Raw genomic sequence first — 23,155 nt, 5'->3', positions numbered from 1 at the left:
GGGTGGCTCGGCTCGTGGCGCTGGTGCCGGTGCCGGTGGTGGCCGTGGCGAGGCACGCGGTGCCGGGCGTTCCGGGGCCGGTGCCGGACGCGGTGGTGCGGCGGCGGGGCGTGGCCGCAGGGCCGCATAGCGGTACGGACGACATGCGGTGACCGGATCTGTCCGGTCACCGCTCCGTCCGCGATCGTCGGCGATCTCAAGCCGTCGAGCGGGTCCCTCCCATGCCCTTCGGACTATGGGGGAGTTGAGGACAGGACGGCAACCGGACGGATCCGGGCTCGAACTGCGCCGCAGACTGCTCCTCAATCGCCGGTGCGGGAGCCCGTCCACCGCCGTGGTGACCGTCACGCCCTTGACGCCCGCCGCCACATGGGTTCGAGGTGCGGCGGTTTGGAGGCGGGCGCCTGCGGCGGCCTTTCCCGGCCCGCCCCTTCCCGCAGCCCCGGTTGCTTCAGGTGCTGCAGTCCAGGACCGTTCGGCACAACCCGCACCGGGCCCGCACCCGGCCGCGTACCGGAACGCGGATGCGCTGGTGGCAGGTGGGGCAGGCGAAGGAGACCCGGAGTCCTTGCGGGCCGTTCTCGAAGGTGTAGGGGGCGTCGGGGCCCGGGGCGGCCCCCGCACCCGGATGGTCCTGGGCGTACCGCCGGTCCTTGGCGTAACGGTGCCGGCCCGCCCAGCCGGCCGCCGCGAGGGGCGGCTGCCGGGTGTCGTGAAGGGCCTGGGCGCGCCCCTTCGTGTACGCCGTGTACGCCTGCGGACTCGTGAACCATGGGGAGGGATCCTCGTCGAAGGCGAACGCCCGCTTGGCGAGGACGTATCCGAACTCCTCGGGGGTGAGATAGCCGAGCTTCTGGCTGGAGACGGCGTCCTCACGGAAGGCGTCCAGCAGCAGCCAGCCCGCGCCCAGATACGTCGTCGCGGTGTCGGTGAGGATCTCGTTGTCGCGCGTACCGGGGAACTCCAGGTCGAGGCGGTGCAGCAGCACATGCATGACCTCGTGCGAGAGCGCGGCGCCGATGTCCCTGCGATGGGTGCGGAAGCGGTCGTTGAGTTCGATGAAGTACTCGGGCCCCGCGGCGAGTTCGACACCGGCGGCGTGTTCCATCGTCCGGAAGCTGACGATCATGCGGGCGTCCGGCAGGTGCAGATGCTGGACCATGGCCCGCGCCACCCGCTGGGCGCCGAGGTGCAGATCGTCCTGGTCGGAGAAGGCGGCGTCGGCGGGGGCGAGGCTCGTGGCGTAGCCGCGGACACCGTCGTACGACAGCCTCCGGTACAGCGCCGTGATCGCGGACCGGACGGTGTCGAGATGAGGGAAGCCGTGGACGACCGGACTTCCGCCGCCCCGGCCGTGGTCCTGGCTGTTGCCCCGGCTGCTGTCCGTCACGTCCCCGCCCCCATCCGCGACGATCGACCGGTCTCCACTGTAGCCGCAGCCACGTGAGTGATCTTGGCCGGAAAGTGGACCTTGTGGGGGTCGTGATCACTTCCCGATAATCCGAATCATGCCTTTGTCGGGGGCATGACCAACGGGGCTGTGCTGCCCGTGGCCAGGACCCTGGGCGAGGGCACGCACCCCCACGTGCAACCCCCCACAAGAACCCCCCACGAGAGAAGGTAATCCGTTGAAGCAGCTTCTGCGTGCCGTGAAGAGATGTTCCGTCATAGCCGCGGTCGTCCTCGCGGCCGTCAGCCTCCAGCCCGCCGGAGCGTCCGCGGCCCCCACCCCGGTCGTCGGCGGAACCCGCGCCGCCCAGGGTGAATTCCCGTTCATGGTCCGGCTGTCGATGGGCTGTGGCGGCGCTCTCTATGCCAAGGACATCGTCCTCACCGCCGCTCACTGTGTGGACGGTTCGGGCAACAACACCTCCATCACCGCCACCGCGGGCGTCGTCGACCTCCAGTCGTCCAGCGCGATCAAGGTCAAGTCCACCAAGGTCCTCCAGGCCCCCGGCTACAACGGCATGGGCAAGGACTGGGCACTGATCAAGCTCGCCAAGCCCATCGACCTGCCCACCCTGAAGATCGCCACCAACACCACGTACAACAACGGCACCTTCACCATCGCAGGCTGGGGCGCCGCCACCGAGGGCGGAAGCCAGCAGCGGTATCTGCTGAAGGCCGCCGTGCCGTTCGTCTCCGATGCCGACTGCCAGGGTGCATACGGCAGCGACCTCGTCCCCGGCGACGAGATCTGTGCCGGGCTGATCGACACGGGCGGCGTGGACACCTGCCAGGGCGACTCCGGCGGCCCCATGTTCCGCAAGGACAACGCCGGAGCCTGGATCCAGGTGGGCATCGTCAGCTGGGGCCAGGGCTGCGCCGAGCCCGGCTACCCGGGTGTGTACAGCGAGGTCTCGACGTTCGCCGCCAACATCGCCTCCGCGGCAGCCACGCTCTGACGCCCCGGCCGGCCCCACCGCATCAGCTCTGAGCACCCCCGGGTGTGCCCGTCCGGACGGGCACACCCGGACCCAGCTCCACCCACGGATCCCCGGCGCCCTCCACCTCCAGCACCCACACCTCGTTGACGCCCTCCCGCAACACCGGACCCGGCACATACAGCGTCCGCTGCGGACCCGCCGACCAGTACCGGCCGAGACAGAAACCGTTCACCCACACGAACCCGCGCGTCCAGCCCGGCAGTTCGAGCGCCGCGTGATCCGGAAGACCCGCGAGTCCCGACTCCGCCGACTCGAACGAACCCCGGTACAGCCCGGCACGGCCCCGCTCGGCAATGCCTCCGAAAGGCACCGCGTCCACCGCACCCGGCTCCTCGAAGGCGGCCAGCCGCAGCCCCCGCGCCCGTACCCCGTGCAGATACTGCCGCTCGTGCCGGACGCCGCCCGTGATGCCCTTCGGCTCGCCCAGCCGCGGCCCGTAATTGACCCGGCCCAGCGACTCCACCCACAGCTCGACCTCCGCGGGCCCGGCCACCGGCTCGTCGAGGGTGGCGCTCTCGCCGCTCAGCACGCCCTGCCGGACGCCGTTCACAAACACCACCGCACGGTCCCGGAGCCCGGACACACCCAGCGCGTACGGGCGTCGCAAGCCCGGAACGGTGACCTCGTACCGCACCAGGCCCCGGTCCACGCCCAGCTCCTCGAACGTCGGCGGAACGCCGGATTCCGCCCGTTCCGGGTCGCCCAGCACCTCCAGGGCCACCGACAGGGGCGCCCACTCGGTCAGCTCCGCCCGCACCGGCGCCGAGGGCCCGACCGGCTCCGGCGGCAGCTCCGGAAGCGGACCGTCCGCAAACTCCGCCAAGACCTTGCGGAACAGCCAGAACTTCTCTGTCGGCCGCCCGTACTCGTCGATCGGCGCATCGTAGTCGTACGACGTCACCGTCGGCTGAAGATCCTGGTCCTGCACCGGACCCGAGCGGTTCGCCCCCGCCCAGCCCGCGAAATTCGTCCCCCCGTGCGCCATGTAGACATTTACCGACGCCCCGCACTCCAGAATCTCCCGCAGGGCCTCCGCGGCCTCCGCCGGATCCCGTACCGCCGGCGCAGCACCCCAGTGCTCGAACCAGCCGCACCAGAACTCCATGCACATCAGCGGCCCCTTCGGCTGATGGCGGCGCAACACCTCGAACGCCTCCCGCGCACCCGACCCGAAGTTCACCGTGGCGAGCAGCCCCGGCACGGAGCCGCCGGTGAGCATGTGGTCCTCCGGCCCGTCGGAGGTGAACAGCGGCACGGTCACCCCGCGCTCCCGCAGCATCCCGGCCACCCGCTGCAGATAGACGCGATCGGTGCCGTAGCTCCCGTACTCGTTCTCCGCCTGCACCATGATCACCGGGCCGCCGCGTCCGATCTGCCGCTGCACCACCTGCGGCAACAGCGCCGTGAACCACCGCTCCACGGAGCCCAGATACTCCTCGTCACGGGTCCGCACCCGTCGCCCGAACCGCCCTGTCACCCAGGCCGGCAGACCACCGTTCTCCCACTCGGCACAGATGTACGGTCCCGGGCGGACGATCGCCCACAGCCCGGCCCGCTGCGCCGCGTCCAGGAAGCGGCCCAGCGCCGCCACGTCCCGGAAGCGGCCGGGCTGTGGCTCATGGAGATTCCACGGCACATATGTCTCGACACAGTTGAGACCCATGGCGCGCAGCATCGACAGCCGGTGGTCCCACTGTGCCTCGTGGACCCGGAAATAGTGCAGGGCTCCCGACAGCAGCCGTACGGGCTTCCCGTCGAGCCGGAAGTGGTCGTCCCCCACGGTGAAGTCAGCCATCGTGCTCGTACTCTCCTGTGCGTGCGGTCCCCCGGGGTCGCGCCGCCCAGGGGTCGCACGACGGCACGCACCACGGAGCGGGCGAACCCGGGAGGAATGTTGCAACCAACCTTTGCCCCCTGGCGTGCGGCCGGTCCATGGACAAAGATCACTGCTGTTTGGACACAATTGTTCGGACGTGAACTGTTCGGACGAGAACTGTTCGGACCAACGCCAGAGAAAGAGAGGGAGGAAGGAAGGCCGATGTACCACACCTGGATGCGTTTCTTCACTCCCAGCCCGCTCCACCACCGGCTGGGCCTCGTCTGTCTGGGCGTGGGGCTGCAGCACGGCGCACTGCCGACGGTCGGCCCGCGCACCCTGGACCACCATGTGGCCGTCGTCATCAACTCCGGCAGCGGCTGGTTCATCGGAGCCGACGGCCGCCGGGTGCCCGTCATCGCACCCAGCCTGATCTGGCTGACCCCCGGCACCCCGCACCACTACGGCGCCGATCCGGGCACCGGCTGGGACGAGAGCTTCGTCGACTTCACCGGCCCAGCCACCGCCACGTACACCGAGCTCGGCTACATCGAGCCGGACCGCCCGCTCGTCCCGCTCGCCGACACGGCGGGCCCCCGCGCCGCGGTGGGGCGGATGGTGCGCGCGGCACGGCGCGGCAACCCCTTGCTGGAGGTCGAGACCGGCGCCGCCGTGCATGAACTCCTCGTCGCCCTGCGCCGGGCCCGCGCCGATGTCAGCCCCGACGGCGACCCGGTCCTGCAGGCCCTCGCCCGTGACGCCTTCCAGCCGCTCTCCGTCGCCGAGCACGCGGCCCGGCACGGAATGACACCCGCCGAACTTCGCACGGCGGTACGGCGGGGCGCGGGCTGCAGCCCGAAGGACTACCTCCTCGGCATCCGGCTCGGCCGCGCCAAGGAGCTCCTCGCCGCCACCGACCTGCCGGTCGCCGCGGTCGCCCGACGTGTCGGCTACGACGACCCGGCGTACTTCTCCCGCCTCTTCGCCCGTCGGGTCGGTACCGCCCCGGTCCGGTTCCGTGATCAGCAGGGCCGCAGCGTCCCGGGCGGCTGGAGCGACCAGGTCCCGGACCCGGAACACCCACCGACGATCACCCCCCTGGGCCCGGCCGTCTAAGCTCGCTGACCATGACCACGAGGGACATCGACGAGTCCGTGAGCGCGGAACTGAACCGGCTGCGCGAGAGCATCGACAACATTGACGCGGCTGTCGTCCATATGCTCGCCGAGCGCTTCAAGTGCACCCAGCAGGTCGGCCACCTCAAGGCCGCCCACCAGCTCCCCCCGGCCGATCCGGCCCGCGAGAGCCGGCAGATCGCCAGGCTGCGGCAGCTGGCGGAGAGCGCCCATCTGGATCCGGCCTTCGCGGAGAAGCTGCTGAACTTCATCGTGGCGGAGGTCATCCGCCACCATGAACGGATCGCGGAGGAGTCGGCGACGAACGGGGAGACCGGCGCCGGGGATTGATCCCTGCGGGCCGACAGCCGAGGCTGCGACCAACGGGACGCTCCCCGTGGTCGGGGAAGCGTTGATCGCTCTCCACTTCTTGTCTTCTCACTGAGCTGAGGGTGGTTCGCCCGCCCGGTGCGACGGATACGGGCCGGACCGCCCGGCCGACCGCTTGCGCCTCGACCACGCCACCCAGGCACTCACCAGCAGACCGAGTCCCGTGGTCAGAACGACGAGCCCGGCCGAGGCCGACTCGTTGACATGGTCCCCGTTGCCCTCCGGCGTGGGCAGCCCGGCGGCCGCGTAGTGGGGGAGAAACAGCAGTCCCGTTCCCACCAGCGCGGGTACCGCCCAGCCGACGCCTTCGCGGCGCGAGGACCGGGCGGACACCAGAGCACCCACCGTCAGGAGCACCGCGCAGCCCAGCGCCGGCAGCACCGTGTAGGTCAGCCATTCGGACAGCAGCGGTCGCCAGTACCACTCCGATTCGGGCCTCGGCCCGTCGAAGTAGTACAGGGTCCGCGGCTGTGGCGCCCCCATGAAGTCCCGGACCGACCCGGGCACCAGCCCGCCCAGCAGCCCGCCGCCGAAGACCAGCCCCGCGAAACGCGCTGCCCCGCTGTCCTCCGTCCGGCAAGCCGCCCGGCCGGCCCGGAGGCTCAACACGGCACACCAGCCGGCCAGCAGCCCCAGGAATACGCCCTTGACCGCCCCGTAGCCGATCGGAGTCCAGACATTCCAGGGATAGTTCTCCATGTGCGCGGCGCGCCGGCTCCCCGCGAGACACCAGGCGACCGCACCCGCCGCCACTCCCCATGGCACGACCCCCACGGCCCGCCGCCGTGTGATGTCCGCGCCCGTCCCCGCAGCCCCGCGCTCCGCTTCGGACACCGCCTGTCCCATAGGGTCCATCTGCCCCGATACCCCCGCCGCGCTCGGTTGTCGTTGATGATGCGGCTCTGTGACGCGTTCGGCCAGAGGCCCCTCATCATGGCCTGATCAGTGAGATGCGTGCAGGCCTGTGATCATCATGCGGATCAGCAGGTCGTAGCTCTCGTCCAGCTTCTCCGGGAGCCCGAACGCGCCCTCGGCCTCCAGAACTGCGAAGCCGTGGACGGCCGCTCGCAGGCAGCGGGCTGCGTGGATCGCTGCGGAGTCTGCCATTCCATACGCACGGAAAGTGGCGAGCATGATGTTGATCAGTCGCGTCCCCGCCTCGACCGTGCGCGGCTCGGGCGTCTGGATCAGCGCCGAGTAGCGGTGCGGGTGCCGCAGTACGTAGTGCCGCCAGGCCATCATGAGCGCGCGGATCGCCTCGTCGGCAGAGCGGCCCAGCACGGCCTCACCGACCTCGTCCGCGATCTCGTTCATGATCCGCGCCGACATGAGGCTGCGCAGCTCGGCCAGATTGCGCACGTGCTTGTAGAGGGACGGGGTGGCGACGCCTGCCCGGCCGGCCACCGCCGACAAGGTCAGGGCGGCGGGGCCTTTTTCGTCGATGATCAGCAGCGCGACGTCGATGACGGCATCCGGGGTGAGCGCTGCCCTAGCCACGCGCGCCGACCTTGAGGAAGGCCAGGATGGCCGTGGCGACTTCGTCCGGGAACTGGACGTGCGCGTAGTGACCGGCTCCCTCGATCATCTCGAGCCGGCCGAGTCCTGCGGGCATGCCGGCCACGATGCCCTCTCCCTCGGCCCTGGGGTCGGCCCAGTCGGGGTCGAGCGTGCCCTCGATGATCAGGGCGGGGCACTGAATGGCGTCGAGACAGGCACCGGCGTCGGTGGGCGCGGACATGCCCATCTTGCTGACGACGGCCATCCGGCCGGGCCTGCGCAGGTCGGCGTCGAGGGCGGCGACATGGTCGGCGTAACCGGCGGGCTTGACGCCGGGGTAGGCATGGTCGAGGTAGCGCCTCCACAGCCCGACACTGCGCAGCAGGCCGGCGCCCATGAGCAGGCTCATGCCCTTGCGGTAGCGGGCGTGGGACATCAGAGCGCCCGGGCTGATCTTCTGTGCGCGGGTGAACGGGCTGATCTCGACGATGGCGCTGACCAGTTCGGGCTCCTGGGCCGCGGCGATGGTGGCGGCGCCGCCGGCGAAGGAGTGGCCCACGACGACGGCGGGGCCGCCCAGGTGCCTGATCAGGGCGAGGATGTCGGCCGCTGCGTCGGTGCGGGTGTAGGACGCCCAGCCGGTGCTGGACTCGCCGTGGCCGCGCTGGTCCATGACGGCGACCCGCAATCCGGCCGCCGTGAGCCGGGAAGCCACATCTCGGTAGGCCGCTCTGTTGTCGCCCATGCCGTGGGCCAGCACGATCAGCGGGCCCTCGCCGGTCACTTCGTACGCGAGCTGTCCGCTGCCCATGGTCAAGAACTCGGTCATGTCCGCCCTCCGGAGCTAATGTGTATAACCATAAAGCTAATGTGATTAGCCGGTTGCGTCAACCCGGCAGCCCGTGGACCGAGGACACCTTCCGCAGCGAGATGCGACGACCGCGAGCGTGAGACAACCATGACCACCGACACCACCACCATGACGCTCACCGACGAGGCCACCCGGCCATCCGAAGCCGCCCGCCCCGGCAACCGCACCGCCGACCGCCACTTCGCCACCGGCATCCGCAACCAGTGGCACGCCGTCTGCCCCTCCGGCTTCGTCCCCGCCGGCGGCATGAAGCGACTCACCCTCCTCGGTGAACAATGGCTGCTCTTCCGCCGCGCCGACGGCACCGCAGCTCACCGACCCCGACGCCACGGCGTGCCTCTGCTACGCCGAGTGGAACGTCAACCAGCGCCACGCCGTGGAGAATCTGCTCGACCCGATGCACGGGTCGCTCCTGCACCGCGACTCGCACAGCATGTCCGAGGGGCAGACCACCGCCCGCCTCCGCATCCACGAGACCGAACGCGGCTTCTTCTTCGAGAAGACCGACCGGAGCAGCGTCAACTTCGACCGGGTCGAGCTCTGCCGCACAGGCGTCGACCAGGTCGACCTCACCATCCCGTACCCGCCCACCGCAGGCCCCGGCGGCCCGTTCGGCATCGTGGGCATGGCCACCCCCATCGACGAGGACCGCTGCGCCGTCTTCTTCCGGCGCTACCGGCGAGTGACCGACCGGCAGCGCGACACCCGGCGGTTCCTGTACAAGACCGTCCTGGAGGACCGGCACTGGGAGGTTCTCGAACAGGACCGCGTCATCCTGGAGGAACTCCGCACCGACGCCGACCAGGCGGAGAATCTGTACCAGCACGACCTGGGAGTGGTCCGCGTACGCCGCATGTACCGCACGGAGGCGGAAGCGCAGGCCGACGCGACGGGCCGAACCCGAGACGTCCTCAACCGCCGGACGGGCCGAACAGACGTCCCCGTCGCCGGACGGACCCCTGATCTCCCGCCCGTCCCGGCGATCAGGGACGACTACGCGTCCTCCTCCGCCGCCAGAACCGACCGCTCCAGCTTCTCCAGCAGCCGGGCCAGCTGCCGGCACTCCGCAGGAGTCAGCCCCGCCAACATCCGCCGCTCATTGTCCAAATGCTCCGCGAACAGCTCGTCGATCGTCGACAGACCCTCGTCCGTGAGCCGCGAGTGCACCACCCGACGATCCTGAGGATCACGCTCCCGCAGGATCAGCCCGTCCTTCTCCAGACGGTCGATCCGCAGCGTGACCCCCGCCGAACTGATCAAACCGGAATCGGCCAGCTCACCCGCCGTACGACGGAACGGCGCCCCCGCCCTGCGCAGCGCCGTCAGCACATCGAACCCGGCCATCGACAGACCCTTGCGCTCCACCGGCCGGGAGATCGCCGCGCTGTACCGAAGGAACGCCCGGTGCAGCCGGCCGAACACCTCCAGCGGAGCCGTATCCAGATCCGGCCGCTCCCGCCGCCAGTCCTCGACGACCGACGCCACCGCGTCCTGCCGCGTCGCGGAAACGGAAGCCGCGTCCTTCGCCATTCCCGGCACCCCTCCGTACAGGAACACAACGGGTAAGAATCCTAGCCCTGAAAAGCCCACCGATCCTTCCCGCCCAGTCACCCCACCGAGCCTCCGATCAGCCCTGGGAGAACCCGCCTGCGCCCCGCCCGAACCGTACGGCAGCATGGACGCATGTCCGTACTGACGCGCAACGAAGCGCAGACCCGAGCCCAGTTCCTCGACGTACACCGGTACACGATCGACCTCGACCTGACCGGAGGGGAGGAGACCTTCGACTCCCGCACCGTCATCCAGTTCACCGCAGCCGCGGCCGGAGACACGTTCGTCGAACTCAAGCCGGCCACCCTGCGCTCGATCAGCCTCGACGGACAACCCCTCGACCCCACCGACCTCACCGAGAACCGCTTCCCGCTCACCGCACTCACCGCCGGCACACACGAACTCCGCATCGACGCCGCCATGCGCTACTCCCGCACCGGCGAAGGAATGCACCGCTTCACCGATCCGACCGACGGCGAAACATACGTCTACACCCAACTGTTCATGGAGGACGTCCAGCGCGTCTTCGCCGCGTTCGACCAGCCCGACCTCAAATCCGTCTTCGAACTCACCGTCACCGCCCCCGAAAGCTGGACCGTCCTCGGCAACGGCATCGCAGAGCACCGGGGCGACGGCCGATGGACCCTGGCAGCCACCCCGCCCATCTCCACCTACCTCGTCGCCGTCGCCGCAGGCCCCTGGCACTCCGTGACCACCGAACACGCCGGACTGCCCTTCGGCATCCACTGCCGCCGCTCACTCGCCCCGTACCTCGACTCGGACGCCGACGAGATCCTCGACATCACCCGCGCCTGCTACGACCGCTTCCACGAGAAGTTCGACGAGCCCTACCCCTTCGACTCCTACGACCAGGCATTCGTCCCCGAATTCAACGCGGGCGCCATGGAGAACCCCGGACTCGTCACCTTCCGCGACGAGTTCATCTACCGCTCCGCCGTCACCGACACCGAGCGCCAGACCCGCGGCATGGTCATCGCCCACGAGATGGCCCACATGTGGTTCGGCGACCTCGTCACCCTCGCCTGGTGGGACGACATCTGGCTCAACGAGTCCTTCGCCGAGTACATGGGCTACCAGACCCTCGCCGAGGCCACCCGCTTCACGGACACCTGGGTCGACTTCGGCGTCGCCCGCAAGGGCTGGGGATACGACGCCGACCAACGCCCCTCCACCCACCCCGTCGCCCCCGACCCGGCAGCCGTCCCCGACACCGCGTCCGCGATGCTCAACTTCGACGGCATCTCCTACGCCAAGGGCGCATCCGCCCTGCGCCAACTCGTCGCCTGGCTCGGCGAGAAGGACTTCCTGGCCGGCATCAACACCCACTTCGCCCGCCACAAGTTCGCCAACGCCACCCTCGCCGACTTCATCGACAACCTCGCATCGGCCACCGACCGCGACGTCCACGCCTGGGCCGACGCCTGGCTGCGCACCACCGGAGTCGACACCCTCACCCCCCGGATCGACGAATCCGACGGCACATGGTCCCTCACCGTCGACCACGACGGCACCCGCCCCCACCGCATCGCCGTCGGCGCATACGACCACGCCCCGGACGCCCACCCCGGCCCCGACCGCCTCGTCCTGCGCGACCGGTTCGAGATCGACGTCCCCCAGAACGACACGATCAAGGCACTGCCCGGCCGGCGCCCCGCCCTCGTCGTCCTCAACGACACCGACCTCAGCTACGCCAAGGTCCGCCTCGACACCAAATCCTGGGACACCGTCGTACGCGACCTGTCCGGCATCCCCGACGCCCTGACCCGCGCCGTCGTCTGGAACACCGCCCGCGACATGGTCCGAGACGGCGAACTCGCCCCCACCACCTACCTCGAAGCAGCCCGCGCACACCTCCCGCACGAGACCGACCTCGCCCTCGCCCAGGGCGTACTCGCCTTCGCCGACACCCAGATCGCCGGCCGCTACCTCGCCCCCGAGAACCGCCCCGCCGCCCTCGCCACCCTCACCGCCCTGTGCCGCGACCTCATCCGCCGCACCGAGGACGGCCACAACCCCGGCCTGCGCCTCATCGCCGTACGCCACCTCATCGACGCCGCCACCCAGCCCGACACCATCCAGGACTGGCTCACCAACGGCACCGTCCCCGGCGGACCCGAACTCGACCCCGAACTGCGCTGGCGCATCCTCACCCGCCTCGCCGTCCTCGGCGCCACCGACGAAACCGCCATCACCGCCGAACTCGAACAGGACCCCAGCGCCACCGGACAGGAAGGCGCCGCCCGCTGCCGGGCCGCCCTCCCCACCCCCGAAGCCAAGGCCGCCGCCTGGCACGCCCTGTTCAACGACGACAGCCTCTCCAACTACCTCTTCACCGCCACCGCCCAAGGCTTCTGGCAGCCCGAACAGGCCGACCTCGTACACGACTACGTACCCCGCTACTACCCCGAAGCGACCCGGCTCGCCGCCCGCCGCGGCCCCGCCATCGCCGAAGCCGCAGGCCGCTACGCCTTCCCCGCCCACGCCGTCGACGCCGACAGCCTCCACCTCGGCGAACAGGCCCTGAACGACAAGGACCTCATCCCCGCCCTGCGCCGCAAGCTCATCGACCAGATCGACGACCTGCGCCGCGCCCTCGCCGTACGCGACACCCACTGACCCAAACGGTCGGCACCACCCGTGCCCGGCGCCACCCCCACCACACAGGGAGGCGCCGGGCACACCCATATCCGACGCCACACCCATATCACCGAAACCCCCGACAACACCCCTCCACCCAACCCGCATCCCCCTTTCGAGTTCAGATCACCGAGCTCTGCGGCGGCGCCCCCGAAAACCCGGACAAGCTGGCATGTCCACCCATGCACACCCGAAGGACCCCGCCACCATGCCCACCCCGCCCCTCGCCGGCTCGACCACCGGCCCCGCCGCCCTGCGCCCCCTCATCGACACCGTCCTCACCGCACTGCACGACGGCGCCCACCGCCGCGACGGCCCCCTCCCCGCAGGCGGACCCGACGCCGTCACCCCCCGGACTGCGCACCGCCACCCACCCCGTCATCCCCGACCACGGCACCGGCCCCCACGACGCACTGCGCACCCTCATCAACGCCCTCACCGAAGGCGCCGCAGACCCCGCACACCCACTCTGCGCAGCCCACCTCCACACCCCACCCCTCGCCCTCGCCGCCGCCGCAGACCTCGCCGCCTCCGCCCTCAACCCCTCCATGGACTCCTGGGACCAAGCCCCCGCAGCCTCCGCCCTCGAAGCCGACATCACCGCCGCACTCGCCACCGAGATCTACCCCCACCAGCCCTCACCCGACGCACTCATCACCACCGGCGGCACCGAAGCCAACCAACTCGCCCTGCTCCTCGCCCGCGAACGCAACGGCCCCGTACAGACCATCTGCGCCGCCAACGCCCACCACAGCATCACCCGCGCCGCCTGGCTCCTCGGCCTCCCCGCACCCGTCGTCATCCCCGCCCCCACAGGCGTCATGGACCTCGCCGCACTCGACTACGCCCTCACCGAACTCCACCGCCCCCTACTCGTCACCGCCACCGCAGGCACCACCGACACCGGCCAGATCGACCCACTCGCCGACATCGCCGACCTCTGCACCACCCACGGCGCCGAACTCCACATCGACGCCGCCTACGGCGGACCCCTCCTCTTCAGCCCCACCCACCGAGGCAAGGTCCACGGCCTCGACCGCGCCCACAGCGTCACCCTCGACCTGCACAAACTCGGCTGGCAACCCGCACCCGCAGGCATCCTCGCCACCCCCGACCGCACCCACCTCGACACACTCCACCACCACGCCCCCTACCTCAACGCCGACGACGACACCGAAGCCGGCCTCCCCGACCTCCTCGGCCGCTCCCTGCGCACCACCCGCCGCCCCGACGCCCTCAAGATCGCCGTCACCCTCAAAGCCCTCGGCCGCACCGGACTCGCCGACCTCATCGACCACACCATCGCCGCCGCCCACCACCTCGCCGACCTCATCGCCAAAACCCCCACCCTCGACCTCTACGACCGCCCCACCATCAGCACCGTCCTCTTCCGCCCCACCGACGCCGACGACAACACCGTCGCCACCATCCGCCGCACCCTGCTCACCCGAGGCCACGCCGTACTCGGCCGCGCCCACACAGACAACCGCCTCTGGCTCAAAGCCACCCTCCTCAACCCCCACACCACCCCCGACAACCTCCGCACACTCCTCGACCTCGTCAACCAACTCGCCAACGACCTCGCGGAAGGCAACACCCCCCGATGACCGACCTGCCCACCCCCGAGACCGACCAGCCACACGACCTCGTCGGCATCGGCATCGGCCCCTTCAACCTCTCCCTCGCCGCACTCGCCCACGGCATCCCGGGCAACCCCCACCCCCTCACCACCGCCTTCTACGAACAACGCCCCGCCTTCCACTGGCACCCCGGCCTCCTCATCGACGGAGCCAGCCTCCAAGTCCCCTTCCTCGCCGACCTCGTCACCCTCGCCGACCCCGCAAGCCCCTGGACCTTCCTCAACTACCTGCGCAGCCGCGACCGGCTCTTCCCCTTCTACTTCGCCGAACGCTTCCACATCCAACGCGCCGAATACGACGCCTACTGCCGCTGGGTCAGCGACCAACTCCCCGGCCTCCACTTCAGCCACCAGGTCGACGCCATCCGCTGGAACAACGAACGCAGCCTCTTCGAAGTCGACTTCACCCAACTCGACACCAGCGGCGAAGCCGAAGCACTCGGCCGCGCACACACCCGCCACATCGCCCTCGGAATCGGCACCGAGCCCTACATCCCCGACCCCCTCAAACCCCTCGCCGAAGCCGAATCCATCCCCGTCATCCACTCCGCCGACTACCTCCACCACCGCGAAACACTCCTCGACGCCGAACACATCACCGTCATCGGATCCGGACAATCCGGCGCCGAAATCTTCCTCGACCTCCTGCGCGCCCGCCCCACAGGCCGAGAAAAGCTCCACTGGCTCGCCCGCACCCAGGCCTTCGCACCCATGGAGTACTCCAAACTCGGCCTGGAACACTTCACCCCCGACTACAGCCGCTACTTCCACGCCCTCCCCGAATCCGTACGCGACGAACTCGTCCCCCACCAATGGCAGCTCCACAAAGGCATCGACGCCGACACCATCGCCGCCATCCACGACGAGCTCTACCGCCGCACCCTCCACGGCGGCTGGCCCGACACCACCCTCACCCCCGGAGTCTCCGTACGCACCGCAGGACGCGTCGCCGGCACCCGCGTCGAACTCCACCTCGAACACACCCAGCAGAACACCCGATCCCGCCTCACCACCGACGCCGTCGTCCTCGCCACCGGCTACCGCGAACGCCCCCTCGACCACATCCTCACCGGCCTCGACCCCCACATGCGCCGCGACGCCTCCGAACGCCCCCACATCGACGACCGGTTCCGCCTCGTCCTCGACCCCACCGTCACCGGCAACGTCTACGTACAGAACGCCGAACGCCACACCCACGGCGTCGGCGCCCCCGACCTCGGACTCGCCGCCTGGCGCAGCGCCACCATCCTCAACAACCTCACCGGCACCAACGCCTACCCCCTCCCACAACGCACCGCCTTCACCACCTTCGGCCTCACCCCCCAAACCCCACCCATCCCCACCCAGAACCCCGACCTCATCACCCTCACCCAGAGCAACTGAACCCCTACACACACAGACAGAAGGCGGCCGCCCCCTCCACAAGGAGAAGACGGCCGCCGACCCACACCAGCACACCCCCAGAGGCGAACGCCTAGAACACCGGCGTACCATCCCGCGTCAGACGCCAGTCCACCGAAGCGAACTGCGCACCGTCCACCGAACCCTTCGCCTGCACCCAGGCAATGATCGTGTTACGGATCTCCTCCGAATTCGCCCACAACTGCTTGGCACCCGGCACATGCGGGAAATTGCCACCGCCACTCGCCCGATAGTTGTTCACCGCCAACACGAACCGAGCCGCCGGATCGATCGGCTTGCCCTCGAACGACAGATTCACGATCCGCGAACCATTCGGCTTCGCAATATCGATCTCGTACGTCAGACCCGACACCGCGTCGTAGTTGTAGTCCGGAGTGTTGTCCGCGTTCGTCAGCTTCGCCGTGTCCACCGGAGCACCGGCCGCCGTCTGCACGTAGTACCGGGCCGAGAACTCCAGATAGTCCCTGATCTGCGCACCCGTCAGCAGCCGCGCCTCAAGAGTGTTCTCGAACGGGTACAGACCCGCCGCATCCTTGATCGTCACATTCCCCGCCGGGATCTGCGCCGTACGCGAGAAACAGGACGCCTGCGAGAGAACGGGAAGCGCCGCGTACTCACCACCCGCCAGCGCCGCCTTCACCGTCTCCGCCTGGACGACATTGATCAGATCAATGATCGGCTCGTCCTTCCACGCCGCCTCCGCCGTCGTCATCGCCGCCGTGGACGTCCCGATGACCTGATTGACGTACGCCACGACCTTCTCATGCTCGTCCATGAGCAGCTTCGTGATCTCCGGGTCCTCGGCCACGGTGTTGGAGTTCAACACCTGCGAACCCGCCTTCTCCACCACCCAACGGCCCTTCTCCCACACCAGATCGAAGTCGAACAGCGTCAGCCGCTGCCCCCACTTCAACGGCTCCGAGAGCACCACCTTCTTGCCGGTCTGCTTGTTCTCCACGAAATACTCGGGAATCTCCTGATGCGCATGCCCGACCAGGATCGCGTCGATACCCGGAACCTGCTCAGCCACCAGACCCGCCGCGTTCTCCACATACGGAACCTGATCACCGTACGACGACGTACCACTGCTGCCCGAATGCGCCGAAACGATCACGACATCCGCACCCATGGAACGCAGCCGCGGCACAAACTTCGCCGCCTGCTCCTCCAGACCGGGAAACACCATCTTCCCGCTGACATTCGCCTTGTCCCAGATGGCAATGCCCGGGTTGGTCAGACCCAGGATCGCAACCTTCACATCCGGACCGTGCGGGGTACGCATCCTCTTGATCACGTACGGGGCGAACGCCGGCCGCAACGTTTTCGCGTCCAGCGCGTTCGCACCCAGCAACGGGAAGTCGCACTGCTCCTCGAACTTCCGCAGCACCGGGATGCCGTAGTTGAACTCATGATTGCCGAGCGCCGCGGCGTCATAGCCGATCGCATTCATCGCCTGCGCCATCGGGTGCACCGGGCCACGCTTCGCCGTGATCGGATCGATCTTGGCGTAGTAGTACGACAACTGGGTGCCCTGGATCGTGTCACCCGCATCGATCATCAGGGTGTTGTGACGGCCCTTCTCCCTGCGCACCTGGTCCACCAGCGTGGAGATCTTCGCCAGACCGACATCGTTGTGGGCCTTGTCGTCGAACTCCTTGTCGGTGAAGTAGTCCCAGTTGAAGACGTTCCCATGCAGATCCGTGGTGCCCATCACGGTGAACGAGTACCGCTTCGGCGGACGCCCATGGCCGGACCCATGACCAGGACCGTGGGCCGCGGCGGGAACGGCGGAACCACCAGCCATCGCCACACCGGCACCGGCGGCCGCCGATGTGCCCAGGAACGTCCTACGGTTCAGCGGCATTTCGTCTCCCACATCTCAGTTCTCATACAGCTCAGTACTCGCACAGCTCAGTTCTCGCAGTGCACAACGCGCGTAGATAATGACCCAGAAGCCACACCCGGCAACACCCCCTGCGGGTTTCGATCTGATGACCACCCGCTGTCCTACCCGGATGCGAGAGTGGACCCATGACCGACACCCCACCGCCCTACGGCACCCCCGACCACCCCCGCGTCGCCGTCCGAGGCGAAGCCCGCCTCGAAGTCGACCCCGAGACCGCCCACATCGGCATCACCGTCAGCGCCCGCGGAAAAGACCGCCGCGCCGCCCTCGAAGACCTCACCCGACGCAACAACCACGTCCTCGAACTCGCACGGTCCTACGGACAAGCAGTCGAAAAACTCGAAACCGGCGCATTCTCCATCACCCCCGAACTCACCCAACGCGGCCGCGACGAAAAAATCCGCGCCTACCACGGACGCGTCCACGTCACCGCCGTCCTCAACGACTTCACCGCACTCGGCGAATTCACCACCCGTGTCGCCGACCTCGACATGACACGCATCAACGGCCCCTGGTGGGCCCTGCGCCCCGACTCACCCGCCCACGCCAACGCCCGCCGCCAGGCCGTACGCGAAGCCGTCCAACGCGCCCGCGAATACGCCGACGCCCTCGGCGCCCACCTCACCGCCCTGGTCGAACTCGCCGACCTCGGCGCGGAGAACGCCGCCCCCGCCATAGCCATGCCCGCCGCACCCGGAGGCCTCCGGGGACGCGCGGCCTACGGCGGCGCAGCCGCCGAACCCGCCCCGGCCCTCGACCTGGAACCACAACGCCAGACGGTCTACGCCCAGGTGAACGCCCGCTTCACCATGTCACCGCCAAAACTATAAAGAGAACGCTCATCCAACGCTCATCCGAGCACCCCGGCGCACAATTCAACACTTGTCAATAACCCTTCACCCAAAGGTTGTTGGGTCGTCATACGGGGCCAATCAACTACCCGTAGGTAAGGTCTAGGCTCAAACCATGCGCCGAGCAAAAATCGTTTGCACCCTGGGCCCCGCCACCGACACATACGACCAGATCAAGGCACTGGTCGAAGCGGGAATGGACATCGCCCGCCTCAACCTCAGCCACGGCACCTACGCCGAACACGAAGAGCGATACCACCACGTACGCAAGGCCTCCGACGAGAGCGGACACAGCGTCGGCATCCTCGCCGACCTTCAAGGCCCGAAGATCCGCCTCGGACGCTTCCGCGAAGGCCCCGTACTCCTTGAACGCGGCGACAGCTTCACCATCACCGTCGAACCCATGGAAGGCAACCGCCACACCTGCGGCACCACCTACGACGGCCTCGCCACCGACGTCACCACCGGCGAACGCATCCTCGTCGACGACGGCCGAGTCACCCTCGAAGTCACCGAAGTGGACGGCCCCCGCGTCCACACCACCGTCATCGAGGGCGGCATGGTCTCCGACCACAAGGGCCTCAACCTCCCCGGCGTCGCCGTCTCCGTCCCCGCACTCTCCGAGAAGGACATCGAAGACCTCCGCTGGGCCCTGCGCACCGGCGCCGACGTCATCGCCCTCTCCTTCGTACGCAGCGGCCGCGACATCGAGGACGTCCACCGCATCATGGACGAGGAAGGCCGCCGCCTCCCCGTCATCGCCAAGGTCGAGAAGCCTCAAGCCGTCGAGAACATCGACGGCATCGTCGCCGCCTTCGACGGCATCATGGTCGCCCGCGGCGACCTCGGCGTCGAAATGCCCCTGGAGCAGGTACCGATCGTCCAGAAGCGCGCGATCAAACTCGCCAAGCGCAACGCCAAGCCGGTCATCGTCGCCACCCAGATGCTCGACTCGATGATCGACAACTCCCGCCCCACCCGCGCCGAAGCCTCCGACGTCGCCAACGCGGTCATCGACGGCACGGACGCGGTGATGCTCTCCGGCGAGACCAGCGTGGGCAAGTACCCCATCGAGACGGTCCGCACGATGTCCCGCATCGTCGAAGCCGCCGAGGAGGACATCCTCGCCAAGGGCCTCCCGCCCCTGAACGACCGCAACAAGCCCCGCACCCAGGGCGGCGCGGTGGCCCGCGCGGCGGCCGAGATGGGCGACTTCCTGGGCGCCAAGTTCCTCGTCGCCTTCACCCAGAGCGGCGACACGGTCAGGCGCCTCTCCCGCTACCGCTCACCCATCCCGCTCCTGGCCTTCACCCCGGACCCGGCCACCCGCTCCCAGCTGAACCTGACCTGGGGCGTCGAGACCTTCCTCGGCCCGCACGTGGAATCGACGGATGCGATGGTGGCCCAGGTCGACGAGGAACTGCTGAAGATCGGCCGCTGCGAGAAGGGCGACATCGTGGTCATCACGGCCGGCTCCCCGCCGGGAGTCCCGGGCTCGACGAACCTGGTCCGGGTGCACCACATCGGCGAGGACGACAGCCCGAAGTAGGCCGGTCGTCAGTACTTCGGCCCGACGTGGGCGTCCATGAGCGCGACGGACGCCCGTCGGGCGACGGAGATGTTGAACGGATCGCTGCCGCGAGCGAGGGTCGTCCACTGGACTCCGACCTTATTGAGGGTGTCGGAGAAGAGCTTGCGGATGTCGTCGGACTTGTTGGAGAAGAAGTAGCGCGGGTACTCGTAGCGCTTCCGCTCCCCGGAGACGAGGCGGGTGGTCCAGTTGGTGATGCGGCATCCGTCGGAATGGATCAGACCACGGATGAACTCCCACGGGTGTGCGTCCACGATCTCCTGTTGCCAGTTTGCGAGGACGATCGGGCGCTCGTGCTTTTTGCCGGGGCCATGCTGAGGGAAGAGGCACCAAAGATGCTTGGAGTACATCTTCACCTCGCGGCACCCTTTCCGGCGGACGCGGCACACAGAGTTATCGGGGAAGACGGCACGCATAGAGCTCTCGCACAGATCCATGAGGCCTGGCCAGGAATCGGCGCATGTGATGGACAGGCTGGGCGTGCGCATGGCCTTGTTCTGGATTATGTGCCCGTCACCGAGATAGAGGCCGAGAAGGTAGGCGTAGGCCGAGCGGTCCAACTCTCCCTCGCATCGTGGGCAGAAGGAACGATGGGCTCCCGGGCACTCGCCGCGTTTGGCGCGGTCCATGTGCTTCCAGTAGCTGATCGTGCCGGCGGGTACGTTCAGCTTCCGTGCCACGTCCGCGTTCTTTGCGCCGCCTCGAAGGAGGGTGAGCGCCTTCTGCCGTAATTCTGGTCCGTGGAAGTTCATGCGAACACCATGAGCGACCACTCGCTACTGAGTGCAGCAGAAAGCGGATGTTCACGAGAACGTGAACATCCGCTTTGTCTCGCATGTGCCGAGTGCGGGATTCGAACCCGCAAGCCCTTTCGGGCAGATGTGTTTGAGACATCCGTGTATGCCATTCCACCAACCCGGCGAGGCTGCTGCCGGAAAGTGTACCGGGTGACACGCCCGGTCCGCTGCTAGGTAGGCTCATAGGAGCTGTACCTGCCCTTGGAACGAGGAGTCCCCGTGACCGCCCCCGAGTCGCCCCAGCCCGTCGCCGACGACGACAAGTCGCACGTTCCGCCGCTGACGACCCGCGTCGTCATCGCCGAGGACGAGGCGCTCATCCGTCTCGACCTCAAAGAGATGCTGGAAGAAGAGGGCTACGCGGTTGTCGGTGAGGCGGGCGACGGTCAGAAGGCCGTCGAGCTCGCCCGGGAGCACCGGCCGGACCTGGTCATCCTCGATGTGAAGATGCCGATCCTGGATGGGATCTCCGCCGCGGAGAAGATCGCCGAGGAGTCCATCGCGCCGGTCCTGATGCTCACCGCGTTCTCGCAGCGCGATCTTGTCGAGCGGGCGCGGGACGCGGGGGCGATGGCGTATCTCGTGAAGCCGTTCAGCAAGAGCGACGTGGTGCCGGCCATCGAGATGGCGGTGTCGCGGTTCGCGGAGCTGAAGGCGCTGGAGGGTGAGGTCGCCGACCTCGCGCAGCGGCTGGAGACGCGGAAGCTGGTGGACCGGGCGAAGAGCATTCTGCAGACGGATTACGGGCTGTCGGAGCCGGCCGCGTTCCGCTGGATCCAGAAGACGTCGATGGACCGTCGGCTGTCGATGCAGCAGCTTGCCGAGGCGCTGATCGAGGATGCCGAGGAGAAGAAGCGGGCGGCGAAGGACGGCGACCAGTAGGCGCGCGTATACGAGAGAGGCCCGCACCCCGGATCGATCGGGGTGCGGGCCTCTCGCGTATGAGTGGGAGGGGTCAGTCCTCGCCGAGGTAGGCCTTGCGGACGGACTCGTCGTGGAGGAGGTCCGCGCCGGTGCCGGAGAGGACGATCTTGCCGACCTCCATGACGTGGCCGTGGTCGGCGAGGGAGAGCGCGGCCTGGGCGTTCTGCTCGACGAGCAGGATGGTGGTGCCCTGTGCCTTGAGTTCGACGATGGTCTCCATGATCTTCTGCATCATGATCGGGGAGAGGCCCATGGAGGGTTCGTCGAGCATCAGGAGCTTGGGCTGGCACATCAGGGCCCTGCCCATGGCGAGCATCTGCTGTTCGCCGCCCGAGAGGGTTCCGGCGGCCTGCTTGCGGCGTTCCCCGAGGATGGGGAAGAGGTCGTAGGCGCGCTGGATGTCCTTCTCGATGCCTGCCTTGTCGTTGCGGAGGTAGGCGCCGAGCTGGAGGTTCTCGGTGATCGTCAGCCGGGGGAAGATGTGTCGTCCCTCGGGGGAGTGGGCGAGGCCCAGGGAGACGATCTTGTGGGCCGGGACGTTGTTGAGCGGTTTGCCGTCGAAGAGGATGCTGCCGCCGACGGGCTTGAGGAGCCCGGAGAGGGTGCGCAGGGTGGTGGTCTTGCCTGCACCGTTGGTGCCGATGAGGGTGACGACCTGGCCGGCTTCGACGGTGAAGGAGATGCCCTTGACGGCTTCGATCTTGCCGTAGGCGACGCGGAGGTCCTCGACCTCTAGCAGTGCGGTCATCGGGTGTCCTCCTCCTCGGTGCTGGTGGTGCTGGTGGTGCTGGTGGCGTCGGCGGTGCCGCTGGTGTCGGCGGTGCTGTCGGCTGTCTTGGCGGCGCCGGCTTCGGCGGCTTCGACCTCGGCGACTTCTTCGGCGCCGGGGGCGCCTTCGAAGGGGGTGCCGAGGTAGGCGGCGACGACGCGTTCGTCGCTCTGGACGACGTCGGAGGTGCCTTCGACGAGTTTTTCGCCCTGGACGAGGACGGCGACGCGGTCGCAGAGGTTGAAGATGAACCGCATGTCGTGCTCGATGACGAGGACGGCGATGCCCTGCTCGCGGATGGCGAAGATGAGTTCTTCGGTGACGCGGGTTTCCTGCGGGTTCATGCCGGCGGTGGGCTCGTCGAGGAGCAGGAGTCCGGGGTCGCTGGCCAGTGCGCGGGCGATTTCCAGCTTGCGCTGGTCTCCGTAGGGGAGGTTGCGCGCGAGGTGGTCGGCCTTGTCCTGGAGGCCGATGAACTCCAGGAGTTCCATGGCTCGTTCGCGGCTGGCGTGTTCGGCCTTGGTGAAGCTGGGGAGTCGCAGGAGGGCGGACCAGAGGCCTTCCTTGGTCCTGGTGTGGCGTCCGACGAGGACGTTCTCCAGGACGGTCATGTTGGCGAAGAGCCGGATGTTCTGGAAGGTGCGGGCGATGCCTGCCTGGGTGACGAGGTGGGGCTTGGGCGGCAGGACGGTGCCCTTGTAGCTGACCTTGCCCTCGGTGGGGACGTAGAGGCCGGTGAGGCAGTTGAAGAAGGTGGTCTTGCCGGCGCCGTTGGGGCCGATGAGGCCGACGATTTCGCCCGCGTTGACGGTGAGGTCGACGTTGCGTACGGCGGTGAGGCCGCCGAAGCGCATGGTGACGCCGCTCGCGTCGAGGACGGTGGTGGCGGTTTTCGTGGTGGTGGTCATGGT

The 23,155-nt window shown here is 68.6% G+C and carries 18 protein-coding genes, 1 tRNA gene and 2 pseudogenes; 10 read left to right on the top strand and 11 right to left on the bottom strand.

Annotation, left to right across the window (positions count from 1 at the left end):
• Positions 1-451: 451 nt before the first annotated feature.
• Entirely contained in the window at positions 452-1,390 is a 939-nt protein-coding gene (locus tag GA0115254_RS16755; RefSeq protein WP_093896087.1) for a hypothetical protein, read from the bottom strand.
• 238 nt (positions 1,391-1,628) lie between these two features.
• Between GA0115254_RS16755 and GA0115254_RS16750 the strand changes: the two genes are divergently transcribed.
• A complete protein-coding gene (locus GA0115254_RS16750; RefSeq protein ID WP_093896086.1) occupies positions 1,629-2,405 on the top strand; it encodes a S1 family peptidase in 777 nt (258 codons plus the stop codon).
• A 22-nt stretch (positions 2,406-2,427) separates the two neighbouring features.
• Here GA0115254_RS16750 and GA0115254_RS16745 read toward each other — a convergent pair whose 3' ends face one another.
• Positions 2,428-4,242 carry a glycoside hydrolase family 35 protein gene (locus GA0115254_RS16745; protein WP_093896085.1) on the bottom strand — a complete coding sequence of 605 codons (1,815 nt, stop codon included), beginning with the start codon at positions 4,240-4,242 and terminating at the stop codon, positions 2,428-2,430.
• Positions 4,243-4,485: 243 nt separating this feature from the next.
• Here GA0115254_RS16745 and GA0115254_RS16740 point away from each other — a divergent pair, with 243 nt between their 5' ends.
• Positions 4,486-5,379 (top strand): helix-turn-helix domain-containing protein, encoded by an 894-nt coding sequence (locus tag GA0115254_RS16740; protein ID WP_093896084.1) that lies wholly within the window; start codon positions 4,486-4,488, stop codon positions 5,377-5,379.
• A gap of 11 nt (positions 5,380-5,390) precedes the next feature.
• Complete coding sequence (locus GA0115254_RS16735) at positions 5,391-5,729, top strand: chorismate mutase (RefSeq protein WP_093896083.1); 339 nt, start codon at positions 5,391-5,393, stop codon at positions 5,727-5,729.
• A gap of 87 nt (positions 5,730-5,816) precedes the next feature.
• Here GA0115254_RS16735 and GA0115254_RS16730 read toward each other — a convergent pair whose 3' ends face one another.
• The 3 genes from GA0115254_RS16730 to GA0115254_RS16720 form a co-directional block, all read right to left on the bottom strand.
• Complete coding sequence (locus GA0115254_RS16730; RefSeq protein ID WP_256102620.1) at positions 5,817-6,602, bottom strand: hypothetical protein; 786 nt, start codon at positions 6,600-6,602, stop codon at positions 5,817-5,819.
• Positions 6,603-6,710: 108 nt separating this feature from the next.
• Positions 6,711-7,265, bottom strand: a complete 555-nt coding sequence (locus tag GA0115254_RS16725) for a TetR/AcrR family transcriptional regulator (protein WP_093896082.1) — start codon at positions 7,263-7,265, stop codon at positions 6,711-6,713.
• Complete coding sequence (locus GA0115254_RS16720; protein WP_093896081.1) at positions 7,258-8,094, bottom strand: alpha/beta fold hydrolase; 837 nt, start codon at positions 8,092-8,094, stop codon at positions 7,258-7,260. The genes GA0115254_RS16725 and GA0115254_RS16720 overlap by 8 nt, the downstream gene beginning before the upstream one ends.
• A gap of 150 nt (positions 8,095-8,244) precedes the next feature.
• Here GA0115254_RS16720 and GA0115254_RS16715 point away from each other — a divergent pair.
• Positions 8,245-9,025 (top strand): annotated as a pseudogene (locus GA0115254_RS16715) (hypothetical protein); the annotation flags it as partial.
• Positions 9,026-9,129: 104 nt separating this feature from the next.
• Here GA0115254_RS16715 and GA0115254_RS16710 read toward each other — a convergent pair.
• Entirely contained in the window at positions 9,130-9,666 is a 537-nt protein-coding gene (locus GA0115254_RS16710; protein WP_093896080.1) for a MarR family winged helix-turn-helix transcriptional regulator, read from the bottom strand.
• 153 nt (positions 9,667-9,819) lie between these two features.
• Between GA0115254_RS16710 and pepN the strand changes: the two genes are divergently transcribed.
• From pepN to GA0115254_RS16695, 3 genes and pseudogenes are all read left to right on the top strand, one after another.
• Positions 9,820-12,324: an aminopeptidase N gene (gene pepN, locus GA0115254_RS16705; protein ID WP_093896079.1), complete on the top strand. Its 2,505-nt coding sequence runs from the start codon at positions 9,820-9,822 to the stop codon at positions 12,322-12,324.
• 229 nt (positions 12,325-12,553) lie between these two features.
• Positions 12,554-13,952, top strand: a pseudogene (locus tag GA0115254_RS16700) (aspartate aminotransferase family protein).
• Positions 13,949-15,367, top strand: coding sequence for a lysine N(6)-hydroxylase/L-ornithine N(5)-oxygenase family protein (locus GA0115254_RS16695; protein WP_093896078.1), 1,419 nt, complete (start codon positions 13,949-13,951; stop codon positions 15,365-15,367). The pseudogene GA0115254_RS16700 and the gene GA0115254_RS16695 overlap by 4 nt, the downstream one beginning before the upstream one ends.
• A gap of 91 nt (positions 15,368-15,458) precedes the next feature.
• Here the strand turns inward: GA0115254_RS16695 and GA0115254_RS16690 are convergent, their stop codons facing one another.
• A complete protein-coding gene (locus tag GA0115254_RS16690) occupies positions 15,459-17,270 on the bottom strand; it encodes a bifunctional metallophosphatase/5'-nucleotidase (RefSeq protein WP_093896077.1) in 1,812 nt (603 codons plus the stop codon).
• A 167-nt stretch (positions 17,271-17,437) separates the two neighbouring features.
• On the opposite strand from GA0115254_RS16690, the gene GA0115254_RS16685 reads away from it, so the two are divergent.
• On the top strand, positions 17,438-18,142 hold the full coding sequence (locus GA0115254_RS16685) for an SIMPL domain-containing protein (RefSeq protein ID WP_093896076.1): 705 nt from the start codon (positions 17,438-17,440) through the stop codon (positions 18,140-18,142).
• A gap of 136 nt (positions 18,143-18,278) precedes the next feature.
• Complete coding sequence (pyk, locus tag GA0115254_RS16680; RefSeq protein WP_093896075.1) at positions 18,279-19,712, top strand: pyruvate kinase; 1,434 nt, start codon at positions 18,279-18,281, stop codon at positions 19,710-19,712.
• An 8-nt stretch (positions 19,713-19,720) separates the two neighbouring features.
• Here the strand turns inward: pyk and GA0115254_RS16675 are convergent, their stop codons facing one another.
• Positions 19,721-20,506, bottom strand: a complete 786-nt coding sequence (locus tag GA0115254_RS16675; protein ID WP_093896074.1) for a hypothetical protein — start codon at positions 20,504-20,506, stop codon at positions 19,721-19,723.
• An 86-nt stretch (positions 20,507-20,592) separates the two neighbouring features.
• Positions 20,593-20,675 (bottom strand) — tRNA-Leu (locus tag GA0115254_RS16670).
• Positions 20,676-20,770: 95 nt separating this feature from the next.
• On the opposite strand from GA0115254_RS16670, the gene GA0115254_RS16665 reads away from it, so the two are divergent.
• Positions 20,771-21,433, top strand: a complete 663-nt coding sequence (locus GA0115254_RS16665) for an ANTAR domain-containing response regulator (protein WP_093896073.1) — start codon at positions 20,771-20,773, stop codon at positions 21,431-21,433.
• 73 nt (positions 21,434-21,506) lie between these two features.
• On the opposite strand, the gene GA0115254_RS16660 is transcribed toward GA0115254_RS16665, so the two are convergent.
• Together GA0115254_RS16660 and GA0115254_RS16655 are read right to left on the bottom strand one after the other, a co-directional pair.
• The gene (locus GA0115254_RS16660; RefSeq protein ID WP_093896072.1) at positions 21,507-22,223 is read right to left on the bottom strand and encodes an ABC transporter ATP-binding protein; all 717 of its coding nucleotides are present in this window, start codon (positions 22,221-22,223) and stop codon (positions 21,507-21,509) included.
• A complete protein-coding gene (locus GA0115254_RS16655) occupies positions 22,220-23,152 on the bottom strand; it encodes an ABC transporter ATP-binding protein (RefSeq protein WP_093896095.1) in 933 nt (310 codons plus the stop codon). Before GA0115254_RS16655 ends, GA0115254_RS16660 begins: the two co-directional genes overlap by 4 nt.
• Positions 23,153-23,155 lie beyond the last annotated feature (3 nt).

Source organism: Streptomyces sp. Ncost-T10-10d (assembly GCF_900091955.1).
In the GTDB taxonomy this organism is placed as follows: Bacteria; Actinomycetota; Actinomycetes; order Streptomycetales; family Streptomycetaceae; genus Streptomyces.
This window is presented reverse-complemented; position numbering and strand designations above follow the sequence as displayed.